13 protein-coding genes are annotated in these 13,522 nt (G+C 41.7%); 6 read left to right on the forward strand and 7 right to left on the reverse strand.

Annotated elements, in window-relative coordinates; translation table 11 throughout:
- Positions 1-6: 6 nt before the first annotated feature.
- A complete protein-coding gene (tyrS, locus tag ACFQ1M_RS02440; protein WP_386403347.1) occupies positions 7-1,302 on the reverse strand; it encodes a tyrosine--tRNA ligase in 1,296 nt (431 codons plus the stop codon).
- 235 nt (positions 1,303-1,537) lie between these two features.
- Here tyrS and ACFQ1M_RS02445 point away from each other — a divergent pair, with 235 nt between their 5' ends.
- Positions 1,538-2,542, forward strand: coding sequence for an NAD-dependent epimerase/dehydratase family protein (locus tag ACFQ1M_RS02445; RefSeq protein WP_386403350.1), 1,005 nt, complete (start codon positions 1,538-1,540; stop codon positions 2,540-2,542).
- A gap of 9 nt (positions 2,543-2,551) precedes the next feature.
- Here ACFQ1M_RS02445 and ACFQ1M_RS02450 read toward each other — a convergent pair whose 3' ends face one another.
- Genes ACFQ1M_RS02450 through ACFQ1M_RS02460 form a run of 3 tightly spaced genes read right to left on the reverse strand, consistent with a single transcriptional unit; the run spans position 2,552 to position 5,056 of the window.
- The gene (locus ACFQ1M_RS02450; protein WP_386403353.1) at positions 2,552-2,989 is read right to left on the reverse strand and encodes a DUF4296 domain-containing protein; all 438 of its coding nucleotides are present in this window, start codon (positions 2,987-2,989) and stop codon (positions 2,552-2,554) included.
- Complete coding sequence (locus ACFQ1M_RS02455; RefSeq protein ID WP_386403356.1) at positions 2,986-4,323, reverse strand: dihydroorotase; 1,338 nt, start codon at positions 4,321-4,323, stop codon at positions 2,986-2,988. The genes ACFQ1M_RS02450 and ACFQ1M_RS02455 overlap by 4 nt, the downstream gene beginning before the upstream one ends.
- Entirely contained in the window at positions 4,304-5,056 is a 753-nt protein-coding gene (locus tag ACFQ1M_RS02460) for a polyprenol monophosphomannose synthase (RefSeq protein WP_386403359.1), read from the reverse strand. The genes ACFQ1M_RS02455 and ACFQ1M_RS02460 overlap by 20 nt, the downstream gene beginning before the upstream one ends.
- A 117-nt stretch (positions 5,057-5,173) precedes the next feature.
- Here ACFQ1M_RS02460 and ACFQ1M_RS02465 point away from each other — a divergent pair, with 117 nt between their 5' ends.
- From ACFQ1M_RS02465 to ACFQ1M_RS02475, 3 genes are read left to right on the forward strand one after another with little or no spacing between them, the layout of a single operon-like run.
- Complete coding sequence (locus ACFQ1M_RS02465) at positions 5,174-6,952, forward strand: ArnT family glycosyltransferase (protein ID WP_386403363.1); 1,779 nt, start codon at positions 5,174-5,176, stop codon at positions 6,950-6,952.
- A complete protein-coding gene (locus ACFQ1M_RS02470) occupies positions 6,949-7,611 on the forward strand; it encodes a DUF4271 domain-containing protein (RefSeq protein WP_386403366.1) in 663 nt (220 codons plus the stop codon). Before ACFQ1M_RS02465 ends, ACFQ1M_RS02470 begins: the two co-directional genes overlap by 4 nt.
- A 12-nt stretch (positions 7,612-7,623) precedes the next feature.
- The gene (locus ACFQ1M_RS02475) at positions 7,624-8,370 is read left to right on the forward strand and encodes a uroporphyrinogen-III synthase (RefSeq protein ID WP_386403369.1); all 747 of its coding nucleotides are present in this window, start codon (positions 7,624-7,626) and stop codon (positions 8,368-8,370) included.
- Positions 8,371-8,446: 76 nt separating this feature from the next.
- Here ACFQ1M_RS02475 and pckA read toward each other — a convergent pair whose 3' ends face one another.
- Positions 8,447-10,063 (reverse strand): phosphoenolpyruvate carboxykinase (ATP), encoded by a 1,617-nt coding sequence (gene pckA / locus ACFQ1M_RS02480; protein ID WP_386403372.1) that lies wholly within the window; start codon positions 10,061-10,063, stop codon positions 8,447-8,449.
- Between the two features lie 77 nt (positions 10,064-10,140).
- A complete protein-coding gene (locus ACFQ1M_RS02485) occupies positions 10,141-10,533 on the reverse strand; it encodes a DUF423 domain-containing protein (protein WP_386403375.1) in 393 nt (130 codons plus the stop codon).
- 79 nt (positions 10,534-10,612) lie between these two features.
- On the opposite strand from ACFQ1M_RS02485, the gene ACFQ1M_RS02490 reads away from it, so the two are divergent.
- Positions 10,613-11,983, forward strand: coding sequence for a saccharopine dehydrogenase family protein (locus ACFQ1M_RS02490; RefSeq protein ID WP_386403377.1), 1,371 nt, complete (start codon positions 10,613-10,615; stop codon positions 11,981-11,983).
- An 85-nt stretch (positions 11,984-12,068) separates the two neighbouring features.
- The gene (locus tag ACFQ1M_RS02495; RefSeq protein ID WP_386403380.1) at positions 12,069-12,539 is read left to right on the forward strand and encodes an Lrp/AsnC ligand binding domain-containing protein; all 471 of its coding nucleotides are present in this window, start codon (positions 12,069-12,071) and stop codon (positions 12,537-12,539) included.
- 52 nt (positions 12,540-12,591) lie between these two features.
- Here ACFQ1M_RS02495 and ACFQ1M_RS02500 read toward each other — a convergent pair whose 3' ends face one another.
- A complete protein-coding gene (locus ACFQ1M_RS02500) occupies positions 12,592-13,296 on the reverse strand; it encodes a zinc metallopeptidase (RefSeq protein WP_386403382.1) in 705 nt (234 codons plus the stop codon).
- Between the last annotated feature and the right edge of the window lie 226 nt (positions 13,297-13,522).

Raw genomic sequence — 13,522 nt, forward strand, 5'->3', positions numbered from 1 at the left:
TGAACACTATTCGACGCTTAATAAATAGTAATTTTTCTTTCCGCGTTGTAGTAGCACAAATTTGTCGTTGATCAAATCTTCCTCAGTGATGATGTGATCCTCCTTTACCTTTTCTTTATTAACAGAGATCGAGTTCTGTTTCAACTCGCGCCTTGCGGCTCCATTTGAATCTAGGAAACCTGTCTTGGCCGCTAGGGCCCCTATCATGTCCAATCCATTTAAAATTTCCTCACGTGAAACCGCTGCTTGCGGCACGCCATCAAAAACATCTAAAAATGTCTGTTCGTCCAACTTCTTTAAATCTTCGGAGGTAGATTTTCCGAATAATATGTTGGATGCTCGGATGGCATTTTCCAGATCTTCCTCAGAATGAACCATCTTGGTCACCTCCTCGGCAACCTTCTTCTGCAATACACGCAAATGTGGCGCCTCTTTATGTTCTGTAATCAAAGCATCGACCTCTTCCTTTGTTAAAAAAGTAAAGATCTTGATATAATTTTCGGCATCTTCATCAGAAGCATTTAACCAATATTGGTAGAACTTATAAGGGGAAGTACGCTCTTTGTCTAACCAAACATTGCCGCCTTCGGTCTTTCCAAACTTGGTGCCATCTGCCTTGGTGATCAATGGACAGGTGATGGCGTATGCCTTCCCTCCTAATTTCCGTCGGATCAATTCTGTTCCTGTAGTGATGTTCCCCCATTGATCGCTACCTCCCATTTGAAGCTTACAGTTCTTCTCATTATATAGGTGAAGAAAATCATATCCTTGGAATAGCTGATAGGTAAATTCTGTAAAAGACATCCCCACATTAGATTCGGAAGAAAGACGCTTCTTCACAGAATCCTTCGCCATCATATAATTAACGGTCAAATGCTTTCCGACATCGCGTACAAAATCGATCAGCGAAAATTCTTTCATCCAATCGTAATTGTTCACCAATTCTGCTGCATTCTCTTCCTCGCTGTCAAAATCCAAGAAACGCTCTAGCTGTGTTTTGATACCACTGATATTCTTTGCCAAGGTGGCCTCGTCGAGCAGGTTTCGCTCATCAGATTTACCGGAGGGGTCACCTATCATCCCAGTAGCACCACCGACCAATGCGATGGGCTTATGTCCGGCTCGCTGAAAGTGCATGAGGATCATGATCTGCACCAAGCTACCAATATGTAGCGAATCGGCAGTAGGATCGAAGCCGATATAACCGGCTGTTGATTCTTTTAGCAATTGTTCTTCGGTATCTGGCATGATGTCGTGCAACATCCCTCTCCACCGTAATTCTTCAACAAAATTTGTTGGCATCTTTATAGGTTTTAAATGATACTATCGAAGCTGAAAATTCCGCAAAAAAAACGAGATTGCCGCCTGAACGAACGGGCAGGAGCCCAGCTATCTTTTTTAAATTCCAGGTCGCTGCCATGGTCTTCAAAACAGCGTTTCAAGAATAAACAGCGCAAAGATAACAATTCGCCCTTTTGGGGATTAGAAAAGCGGGGCAAATATGATTTCGTCCTAACTATTTTAATATTTTAGCAGCATGATATTGGTAACTGGAGGCACAGGACTAGTAGGTTCGCATTTATTGCTCGATCTCACAAAGCAAGATATAAGGGTTAGAGCGACTTACAGAAATCCAGAGAAGCTAGAACAGGTAAAGGAGGTGTTTTCATTTTATTCAGAAAATGTCGATCAGCTGTTTGCCCTTATCGAATGGGTGAAAGCCGATATTACCGATATCCCTTCACTGAAGCCTTGTTTTGAAGGGATAACGAAAGTTTATCATTGCGCCGCACTGATTTCTTTTGACCCCAATGACTACGATAAATTGAAGAAGACCAATATCGAGGGCACTGCCAATATCGTAAATCTTAGTATTTCTCAGCGGGTAGAAAAATTATGTTATGTAAGCTCTATCGCTGCACTTGGCGAAAAGCGAGACGGCCAGTTCATCACCGAAGAAGCTACCTGGAACGTCGAAGCGGACAACGATTGTTATGCCATTTCTAAATACGGAGCAGAAATTGAGGTATGGCGAGGAAGCCAAGAGGGATTGAATATGGCCATCGTAAATCCCGGAGTGATCATAGGCGCAGGGTTTTGGGATTCTCCGAGTGGTCAACTTTTTACCGCGGCAGCAAGAGGATTTAAGTACAAAGTTCCAGGAGTGACGGGCTATGCGGATGTAAAAGATGTGTGCAAAGCACTTTTGATGCTCATGGAAAGTAACAAACAGAACGAGCGTTATATCTTGGTGGCAGAGAATCGAAGTTTTGAAAGTATATGTAAAAAGATCGCTGTAGAATGCGACAGCGAACCTCCATCTATCACTCTTAAGAATTGGATGATACAACTGGCCTGGCGATTGGATTGGTTTCGCCATTTTGTATTTCGTAAAAAGAGAAGATTAACCAAACAGCTCACACATACCGCATGGTCTCTTACATATTTCAGTAACGAAAAGATAACAAAGGCCTTGAATTTCAATTTCAATCCGATAGACGATACGATCGAAGAGGTCGCCGCGAAACTAATGAAGGATTAGTGATTACAACTATTCTTCTGTGCTGTCTTTGATCTTCTCCCGCATCTTTTGTGATCTTTCGGTTTTATTTTTTGTTTCCTTTCTCTTCTCGTTAGAGGTTCGCATCTTCTTGTCAATGCTATCCTTTAATGCAATGAAGCGCAGTTCCACTTTATTAAATAGTGCCGCATACTTTTGCGGGTTAGATGCGTAATAAATATTACTTTGAGCAAAGGAGAGACTATCTATTTGATACTTCTCATAAATAAAATCTTCTGGTTTTATTTTCCAAGAACTCAAAGTCCCAGCACTATAACCCTTCGTGGCATTTAAAAAATAAACATCAAATAGAATATCTTCCATCTTATCCTCTGAAATCAAATTCTCTGGTCTAGGCACCACTTCTTTTTCCTTACAGGAAATTAAAACTATCAGCAGAACAGATATGTAACAAAAAGGTATTCTCATCGATCAAATGTTAAGCGCATTCCTTTTAGCTCGTCACTAAGTTGTCCGTTGTGGTATGCCAAATGCCCATTGATGAAGGTATGTGTTATCTTGGATTGGAATGTTGTTCCTTCAAAAGGGGACCAACCGCATTTGTACAGCAAGTTGTCCTTGGAAACTGTCCAAGAATCATCGGGATCGATGAGCACAAGATCAGCAAAATAGCCTTCCCTGATAAATCCTCTTTTCTCCACCTGGAAAAGAATTGCTGGATTATGGCTCATCTTCTGAACGATCTTTTCAATACTTATCTTGCCTTGATGATACGCCTCCCACATGGCGACCATGGCATGCTGGACCAAGGGTCCGCCAGATGGCGCCTTGGTGTAGACATTTGCCTTCTCGCCTAAGGTGTGGGGTGCATGGTCTGTTGCGATCACATCGATACGATCATCTAACAGTGCCTCCCACAAGGCATCTTTATCTTGCTGCCCTTTTACGGCGGGATTCCACTTTATATGGGTTCCTTTTTCTTCATAATCCGCATCAGTGAACCATAAATGATGAATACATGCTTCTGCAGTGATCTTCTTTTTTTCCAATGGAATGTCATTCCTAAACAATTCCATCTCTTTGGCGGTGGAGAGATGAAAAACATGCAGCCTTGCGCCGGTCTCCTTCGCTAATTGGATGGCTCTTGATGATGACAGGTAGCATGCTTCCACACTCCTGATCTGTGGATGAAACCTTATCGGGATATCATCTCCATATTGCGCTATATACTTTGCTGTATTTGCTCTGATGGTCGCTTCATCTTCGCAATGGACAGAGATCAAGAGGTCGGTCTTAGAAAATATTTCTCTCAACACCTTCTCATCATCCACCAACATATTTCCTGTCGAAGATCCCAAGAAAAGCTTCAATCCTGCAACATTTCTTTTATCCACCTTAAGGATCTCCTTAAGATTATCGTTGGTGCCCCCAAACATAAAGGAAAAGTTGGCTGCCGAGGTTTTTTCTGCGATGGCAAATTTATCTTCCAAATGACCGATGGTCACCGTCTGTGGATTGGTATTGGGCATTTCGATAAAAGAGGTGATTCCGCCAGCCACAGCAGCCCTAGACTCGGTGGCTATGGTGGCCTTATGCGTTAGCCCAGGCTCCCGAAAATGTACTTGATCATCGATTGCTCCGGGTACGAGATACTTTCCGTTAGCATAGATTTCCTGTATATCATCATCGACCTTTAGGTCGGTGCCTATGCGCTTGATGTATTTTCCTTGGATGAGGACGTCGCATTGCTCTACACGCCCTTCGTTGACTACCTTGGCATTTTTAATGAGATGGTTCCCCATGATACTTTTGCTGTTTTGAGAAGATACTTCTTAATTTCATTCCTATGACCCCAAAAATAGCTTCAGAGAATATGGACGAACTCATTTTGGATTTTCCTCTGCTGCGATCGGTAAAAATGACTGACACTTCTTTGATCTTAAAGCCGCTGCGCCAAGCTTTGAACTTCAACTCGATTTGAAAGGCATAGCCCACAAAACGAATCTTATCTAGGTTGATGAATTCCAATACTTTTCTCGTGTAACAAACAAATCCGGCGGTAGTATCTTGTACGGGGATACCTGTAATGATACGCACATATTTGGATGCAAAATAGGACATGAGTACTCTGCTCATGGCCCAATTGACGACATTGACCCCGTTGATGTACCTTGAACCGACAGCCATGTCGGCTCCTTCTTTTTTACAAGCATCATAAAGGCGGGCCAGATCTTTGGGATTGTGTGAGAAATCAGCATCCATTTCAAAGATATAGTCATAGCTTCTGTCCAACGCCCATTTGAAACCGTGAATATAAGCAGTTCCTAAACCGTTTTTCCCAGCTCTCTTTTCCAAAAATAATCTGTCTGGAAACTCCTTTTGAAGTGTCGTTACCTTATCTGCTGTGCCATCGGGACTATTATCATCGACGATAAGCACATGGAATTCCTTTTCCTGCGAGAATACAGCTCTTATAATGTCATCGATGTTTTCGATTTCGTTATATGTTGGTATGATCACCAAGCTATCAACCATGTATATGGATTTTTCGGAAACAAAAATAATACTTTCCAATTCTTAATGCCGTACAATGTTTGCTTTAATATGCATTTAACACTTTCAACTAACACCAAATTGTTTAATTTTAACCGCATGAAATGGCTTTCAAAATTCAAAGAAAACCCAAAAAAGACACTCCTGATATTTCTTGGGGCCATGCTGATCATCAATCTTCTCCAAGGTCTTTTTACCGACCTGATCTTTGATGAAGCCTATTATTGGTATTTTGCACAGAACCTCGACTGGGGCTACTTTGACCATCCGCCGATGATGGCGCTTTTCATTAAGATCAGTGGCCTGATCTTTGGCGGAGAGCTCGGTGTCCGATTCTTTGCCCCGTTTCTTTTCGCTGGCTCTATCTACCTTACCTGGCTGTTGATAGATTCTCCAAAAAGAGATGAAAATATCCTACTCTTTTGTGCCATTGCCGTGGCCTTGCCATTGTTCAATGTGTATGGGTTCTTTATGTTACCGGACACGCCGCTCATCTTCTTTGGGGCCTTGTTCTTGTACGCATACAAACGATTCTTATCTTCCAATGCTTGGGTATGGGTGCTCTTATTAGGGTTTTCAATGGCGGCCTTGATGTATAGCAAATATCATGCGATCCTTTTGATCTTGGGCATTCTAATTTCCCATCCAAAATTGTTGTTGAAATTCAGATTTTGGGTCGCTATCCTTTTTTCCTTGCTCCTGTTCCTACCACATTTGATGTGGCTCTACGAGACAGAGTTTTATACGCTGGAATATCACATCATAGAACGTGCGAAGACCAACTTTAAAGCGGGTAGGGTCTTTGAGTATATTGGTGGGCAACTTGGAGCAAGAGGCTTTATCTTTTTCTTTGTCTTTCTAGCTTTGTTCAAATTTAAAAGTCGCGATCGCTTTCAAAAAGGATGTAAATATGTGGTCTTTACCGCATTGATATTTTTCTTGTTCAGCAGCTTCAAGAGAAACACCCAACCACAATGGACCATCGAAGTCATTGTACCTCTCATGGTGATCAGCTTTTATTATTTGATTGAAAATGTCCGCTTTCAAAAATGGTTCTTTCGGTTGGCTTTGGTAAACCTGGCCGTTATCCTATTTGCAAGAATAGCGCTGGTAAAGGAGGGATTGCTACCTATCAACTATGAAGCCCATGGCAACAAGACCTGGGTGGCCGATCTCTATGAGCAATCTGGAGGGCTGCCGGTCGTTTTTGAGAATTCCTATAGAGATGCCAGCATGTATGCCTTCTATGCAGGTGTCGACACTTATTCGGCCAATAACATCTTTTATAGAAAGAGCCAGTACGACCTTGATAGTACCGAAATGAAGATGCAGGGAAAAAAAGTGGTTTATGTTCACAAAGGCAGCAGACCTTACGACATGAAAACATTTTCTGCCTATAAGCAGCGGACATTGAAGGGAAAGATCATCGACGAATTTCATTCGTACAGAAAGTTACGATGTGTGATTCCTCTTGAGGTATTGTCTCCAAATACTGCTGATCGAATTCCTTTGGAAATTTTCAATCCGTATAACGAGGCGATCGATCTGAGAGAAGAAATCATCTTTCACGGTTTTTACTTGTTCGAAAACAACAAGATAGCCGCTGGTTTCACCTTTATCCCAGAGGAGATGAAGAATGGTGAAAGCATCATCATAGGACCCAATGAAACGCTAAGGCTCCATTTTTCTTTAAAGACCCCGTCAGAATTGAAACGCATCGAAATGGCCAACGAACTGAAAAAGAAAGAAGAGGATCGAAGGCCAGCATCGGAGATCGACGAGAAATATGAAAAGATCAAATTTTTCAGAGTTGCACTATCCGAATATGGTATCCCGCCAGGTTTTCAAGGACGCAGAATTGCAATAGACGAGCAATGACGTATCATCTTCGACATATCGCGACTGATGATTGGATGACCATAATTTTTATGACCTGTCTATTGCTTATCGTTACCTCAAAGGCCCTTTTTCCATTCCGCTTCATTCATTTCCACACCTTGCCAACTTCCAATAAGTATCTGTTGCTATATGGCAAGGATAAGAACCCCATCCCCGCCCGATTTAACATTCTATTGTTCGTCGTGCAGGTCTTGTCGTTCTCTGCGCTGATCGTGCTTGCGCTGTATCAATTAGAAGTACGTTCCTCTGACGCGACTCTTTTCATACAGGTAACCACATTTTTGACGGCCTTTGTTGGTCTCAAGTATCTTTTAGAGAAGATCGTTGCAGTCACTTTTGAGTTTGAAGGTATTTTGGACCAATATAACTTTCAGAAGCTTAGCTATAGAAATCTGATCGCCCAATATATTCTACCTCTGCTATTATTGACGACTTATGCCCCTTTCGGTCAAAAGACATTCTTTTTCGTAACTATTGTCCTATTTGGGCTACTAAATTGCATTTCTTTCTACATAGTTCTCAAAAATCATCAAAACTTAATTAGCAAGCACTTCTTTTATTTTATTTTGTATCTTTGCGCCTTTGAAATAGCACCCTATTTGATCGTGTATAAACTTGTTTCAAATAGATACTTTTAAATTATTTCATATATGAAGGTTAAGACAATTTTGGTTTCTCAACCAGAACCAAAAGTAGAAAATTCCCCCTACTTACAACTTATAGAGAAACAAAAGGTAAAAATAGATTTTAGACCTTTCATACATGTAGAGGGACTTACCGCCAAGGACATAAGACAGCAAAAGATCGATCTGTCAAAATTTACTGCTATCGTCTTAACGAGCCGTAACGCCGTTGACCACTATTTTAGACTTGCCGAAGAGATGCGTTTCAAAGTGCCGGATAGCATGAAGTATTTTTGTCAGTCAGAGGCTGTTGCCTATTATCTACAGAAATATGTTGTGTATCGCAAGCGGAAGATCTATGTTGGTAAACGTACTTTCGAAGAACTGGCAACCATTATCAAAAAATACAAGGATGAGGAATTCTTATTGCCTTCTTCGGACGTTCTAAAGCCAGAAATTCCAAATACGTTGAACGAACTAAAAGTGAAATGGGTACGCGGAATCTTCTATAGAACTGTGGTGAGCGATCTGTCGGATCTTAGAGATGTATACTACGACATTTTGGTATTCTTTAGTCCATCTGGAATCGAATCCCTATTCAAGAATTTCCCGGACTTCAAGCAGAACGACACGCGCATTGCGGTCTTTGGCAATACTACCGTAAAAGCGGCTGAGGCCGAGGGCCTACGAGTAGATATACAGGCACCGACACCGGAAACACCTTCTATGACCATGGCGTTGGACAAATATATCACCAAGGCGAATAAAAAGTAATCCTAAGAGAGGTAACTATAAAAAAGGCCTGAAAGTTGATTCTTTCAGGCCTTCTTATTCTATCTTTTGTTTCTAATTAGAAAGCATAGCGCTGAGGGCCACCTCGTCTAACCTCTTCGCTAGCGTCAGATTCGAACTTTTTAAAGTTCTCTCTAAAAGCATTGGTTAGTTTAAAAGCCATTTTATAGTATGCCTCATCATCATTCCATGTGGCCCTAGGACTTAGTACAGTATCTGGCACGCCAGGACACTTTCTGGGTTGTGCCACACCAAATACCGAATGGATATGATAATCGTCATAATTGTAAAGGCCAAATTCTCCATTGAGCACCGCTTGTATCATAGCACGTGTATACTTTAACTTGATCCTAGTTCCTACACCGTAGGGACCTCCTGTCCATCCGGTGTTCACCAACCAAACATTCACTCCGGCTTCTTGCATCTTTTTACTCAACATTTCTGCATAGCGTGCGGGATGTAAGGGCATAAAAGGCGCCCCGAAACATGCAGAGAATGAAGGTTGAGGCTCTTCGACTCCAGCTTCCGTTCCGGCAACTTTAGCTGTATATCCAGAAATGAAATGATAGGCCGCCTGAGCCGGTGTTAGCTTCGATATCGGAGGCAAAACACCAAAGGCATCAGCTGTCAAAAAGAAAATATTCTTTGGGTTTCGACCTATTGAAGGCACTTGAATGTTATCGATATGGTAGATAGGGTAGCTGACCCGAGTATTTTGTGTGATGCTCGTATCGGTAAAATCAACGACCCCGTTTTCATCCATGATCACATTCTCGAGGATCGCTCCTTTTTTGATAGCATGAAAGATCTCTGGCTCACTTTCCTCTGTAAGGTTGATGGCCTTGGCATAGCATCCACCTTCAAAATTGAAAACAGTATTCTCGTTCGTCCAGCCGTGTTCGTCGTCTCCGATCAATTTTCTTTTGGGATCTGCCGATAGCGTTGTCTTCCCCGTTCCAGAAAGCCCAAAAAAGATGGCGGTATCACCATCCTTGCCCAAATTAGCGGAACAATGCATAGGTAAGGTATTCTTTTCAACAGGCAAGATGAAGTTTAAAGCGGAAAAAATACCTTTCTTTATTTCTCCTGTATAGCCAGTTCCACCGACCAAGGCAATCTTCTTTGTAAAGTTTAAGATCGCGAAGTTATGCTGTCTTGTGCCATCTACTTCGGCATCCGCCATAAAACCAGGGGCATTGACAACCGTCCATTCTGGTTCAAAATTCTCCAATTCCGCTTCTGAAGGTCGTAAAAACATATTATAAACAAACATATTTGACCAAGGGTATTCATTGATCACCCGAATGTTTGTCTTGTAATTGGCATCCGCACAGGCATAACAGTCTCTGGCAAAGATCTCTTTTCCAGAAAGATAATCTACCACTTTATCATATAAAGCATCGAACTTATCACTTTCAAAAGGAATATTGATATCTCCCCACCAGATCTCGTCTTTGGTGATATCATCTTTAACGATAAAACGATCCTTGGGAGAGCGCCCAGTGAATTCGCCCGTATTGACAGCCAAAGCTCCAGAACTGGCTTCAACGCCTTGTCCTTTTTCGATGGTGATTCTGTGTAATGCTGAGGGAGATAGGTTGTAGTGCACGGTGGCACCAGTGATTCCGTAATTTTCTAACGAAATCGTTTTCGAGGTTTTCGTGTTTGCCTCCATAAAAACGATGTTAAATTTGTGTTGTTCTATGGATACAAAGCTAAAAATTATTTAACGAAAACGTTATAGACGGTTATTTAATTGTCATTTTTTAACTTAAAAAAACGAATTCCTAACAATATCCAAGCGATGATCAACAATGTACCACCTATTGGTGTTAAAAAAGCTATTATACGCAAATCCACTCCCAATAGTTCATCGATCGTCAAAAAATAGATCGATCCAGAAAATAACAAAATACCTATCAAGAACAGATAATAGAGCAAGCGTTTCTTGTCTTGAGAAATTCTATCAAAACTTCCTAAGAAAAGAAGCACCAAGGAATGGTACATTTGATACTTGACTCCTGTTTCAAAAGAATTAAGGGTATCAGCGGCCAACAGGCCTTTCAAACCATGCGCTCCAAAAGCACCAAAGACCACGGCCAAAAGTCCAAAAACAGCCCCGCTCAAGAGTATTCTTTTATTCATCGATTTTCGTTAAAATGATTTTTTATAAATGTAACATTTAATTACATTCGTGTGATATTTATAAAACCTTGCTTTTGCTATGAGAAACATATTGGTAATCGGTGCAGGCCGTTCTGCTTCATCCTTGATAAAATATTTACTAGACAAATCTCAAGTTGAACGTCTCCATATAACAGTCGCTGATGTTTCCCTCGCTTTAGCCAAGAGCAAAGTTACTGATCATAACAACGCCACTGCCATGGCTTTGGACATTTTTAAAGCCGAGGAGCGAAAAAAAGCCATACAAAAGGCAGATATAGTCATATCGATGCTCCCTGCAAGATTTCATATCGAGGTGGCCAGGGACTGTATCACCTTTAAAAAACATATGGTTACCGCCTCCTATGTCAGCGAAGAGATGAGAGCGCTCGATAGTGATGCGAAGGAAAGAGGACTGATCTTTATGAACGAAATCGGGGTGGATCCAGGAATCGACCACATGAGCGCCATGCAGGTCATTGATCGTATCCGAGATAACGGTGGAAAAATGATTCTTTTTGAATCCTTCACAGGAGGTTTGGTAGCTCCGGAAAGTGACACCAACTTATGGAATTATAAATTTACTTGGAACCCAAGAAATGTTGTCGTTGCTGGTCAAGGAAGCGCGGCCAAGTTCATTCAAGAGGGGAAATACAAATACATTCCTTATCACCGACTCTTTAGAAGAACAGAATTTTTGAACATCGAAGGCTATGGAAGGTTCGAGGCCTATGCTAATCGCGATTCTTTAGATTATCGATCGGCCTACGGACTCGATGACGTGCTCACCCTATATCGAGGTACTATCAGGCGTGTTGGGTTTTCGCGTGCTTGGCATATGTTCGTACTACTAGGGATGACCGACGACAGCTATACTTTGGAAGACTCTGAGAATATGAGCTATCGCGATTTCATCAACTCGTTCTTACCCTATAGCCCTTCGGATTCCGTGGAACTAAAGCTTCGCCATTATCTAAAGATCGACCAGGACGACATTATGTGGGGAAAACTTGAAGAATTGGACCTATTTAATGCCCAGAAGAAAGTAGAACTTAAGAATGCCACTCCTGCACAGATCTTGCAAAAGATCTTGGAAGACAGTTGGACCCTTGATGAAAATGATAAGGACATGATCGTGATGTACCATAAATTCGGGTTTGAAATGGATGGCATAAAAAAACAGATCGATGCGAATATGGTGGTCATTGGAGACGATCAGACCTATACTGCAATGGCCAAGACCGTTGGCCTGCCTACTGCCATTGCTACTCTTAAAATACTAAATGGAGAGATCACCACTCCAGGAGTACAAATTCCCATCTCCAAAGAGATATACGAACCGATCCTTAAAGAATTGAAGGAGTTTGGTATAGCTTTTAACGAGGTAGAAGTCCCCTATCTGGGATACAATCCTGATAATGTCGGTGGATGAACTTCTGAATCGAAATACAAAGAGGATTTTCATATACATGTTTGACACTTAATTTGTACTTTTAACTTCAATTTGAAGTCTAAGTATGAAAATTACCAATAATATTGTTGAAATTGATGGTATCGATAAGGAGATCTTACGTAATCTTATGGAAGATGCCCGAAAGCCAATTCTTGAGATCGCGCGAAAGGTGGGTATTTCTGGTGCGGCAATTCACCAACGCCTGCGTAAGCTAGAAGCCTCAGGGCTTATCTCAGGTTCTAAGTTCATCGTTAATCCTAAGGTACTTGGATATTCGACCATGGCCTTTATCGGTATCTTTCTAGACAAGGCCATGAGCAATCCAAAGGCAGTAAAAGAGCTTCAAAAAATTCCTGAAGTGCTGGAATGCCATTATACTACGGGTAATTGGTCCATCCTTATCAAGATCTTATGTAAGGATAACGAACATTTGATGAATGTGTTAAATAAAAAGATACAACACATCGAAGGTGTCTCAAGGACAGAAACCTTCATCTCGTTGAATCAGCAGATCGATAGACAGATAAGCATATAAAAAAGCGCGAACCTCTTCGCGCTTTTCTCAATATTTTATTTATCATTTATAATTAGTCTCTACTTGCTCCAGCCACTCTCATCGCAAAATAGATCAGGGTCGCCAAAGAACCAATAGCTGCTACCACATAGGTCCGTGCCGCCCATTTCAAAGCGTCCTCAGAACCTGCATACTCTTGTTGACTTACCATATTCTTGGACTTCAACCAAGCCAAGGCTCTATTGCTGGCATCGTACTCGACCGGTAGCGTGATAAAGCTGAACAAGGTAGTTAGCCCATAAAGCCCTACTCCTACCCAAGCGATGGTGCCACCAAGAGGTGTGGTCTGCATCAAGAACAAACCGCCAATAATTGCCCAAATTGAAAACTTGGAGCCTATGCTTACCACAGGTACTAACTTAGAGCGCATCTGCAACCATTCGTAGCCTTTGGCATGTTGTACCGCATGACCAACTTCGTGCGCAGCCACAGCCGCAGCCGCTGCATTTCGCTGAGAGTATACACCTTCACTAAGATTTACGGTCTTCTTCAAAGGATTATAGTGATCGGATAACATCCCTGGTGTAGAAACGACCTGTACATCATAGATACCATGGTCGGCCAACATCTTCTCTGCGATCTCTGCACCACTCATCCCATTTCTAAGATGCACCTTCGAATATTTCTTGAACTTACTCTTTAAACGAGCACTCACCAGCATGCTTACTCCTCCAAAGACCACGGCAATAAGAATATAGCCCATATCAAATCCAAACATAATTTTCTTTTTCTTTAGTTGAAATATAAATTTACAACAATAAAAGCAAAAACCTCGCCGAAATGGCGAGGCCGTTTTTTTACTGAAGTTTTGTCACTTTCAATGTCACTTCGAGTGGCTTTTGCAAGGCAAAAGTTGTATCGAGCAGTGTAGTTTAGAAGCAGTTCTAGGAATTGCGGAGAGCAAAACCCTTCCGTCCTTCGGGCACCCCTGCCTTTGCCGGCAG

The organism is Sungkyunkwania multivorans, from assembly GCF_042675645.1.
GTDB classification, from domain to species: Bacteria; Bacteroidota; Bacteroidia; order Flavobacteriales; family Flavobacteriaceae; genus Sungkyunkwania; species Sungkyunkwania multivorans.

Bases quoted from the DNA above. Each gene is read 5' to 3' on its own strand.
- tyrS (WP_386403347.1), bottom strand. From the start codon at position 1,302: ATGCCAACAAATTTTGTTGAAGAATTACGGTGGAGAGGGATGTTGCAC.
- ACFQ1M_RS02445 (WP_386403350.1), top strand. From the start codon at position 1,538: ATGATATTGGTAACTGGAGGCACAGGACTAGTAGGTTCGCATTTATTG.
- ACFQ1M_RS02450 (WP_386403353.1), bottom strand. From the start codon at position 2,989: ATGAGAATACCTTTTTGTTACATATCTGTTCTGCTGATAGTTTTAATT.
- ACFQ1M_RS02455 (WP_386403356.1), bottom strand. From the start codon at position 4,323: ATGGGGAACCATCTCATTAAAAATGCCAAGGTAGTCAACGAAGGGCGT.
- ACFQ1M_RS02460 (WP_386403359.1), bottom strand. From the start codon at position 5,056: ATGGTTGATAGCTTGGTGATCATACCAACATATAACGAAATCGAAAAC.
- ACFQ1M_RS02465 (WP_386403363.1), top strand. From the start codon at position 5,174: ATGAAATGGCTTTCAAAATTCAAAGAAAACCCAAAAAAGACACTCCTG.
- ACFQ1M_RS02470 (WP_386403366.1), top strand. From the start codon at position 6,949: ATGACGTATCATCTTCGACATATCGCGACTGATGATTGGATGACCATA.
- ACFQ1M_RS02475 (WP_386403369.1), top strand. From the start codon at position 7,624: ATGAAGGTTAAGACAATTTTGGTTTCTCAACCAGAACCAAAAGTAGAA.
- pckA (WP_386403372.1), bottom strand. From the start codon at position 10,063: ATGGAGGCAAACACGAAAACCTCGAAAACGATTTCGTTAGAAAATTAC.
- ACFQ1M_RS02485 (WP_386403375.1), bottom strand. From the start codon at position 10,533: ATGAATAAAAGAATACTCTTGAGCGGGGCTGTTTTTGGACTTTTGGCC.
- ACFQ1M_RS02490 (WP_386403377.1), top strand. From the start codon at position 10,613: ATGAGAAACATATTGGTAATCGGTGCAGGCCGTTCTGCTTCATCCTTG.
- ACFQ1M_RS02495 (WP_386403380.1), top strand. From the start codon at position 12,069: ATGAAAATTACCAATAATATTGTTGAAATTGATGGTATCGATAAGGAG.
- ACFQ1M_RS02500 (WP_386403382.1), bottom strand. From the start codon at position 13,296: ATGTTTGGATTTGATATGGGCTATATTCTTATTGCCGTGGTCTTTGGA.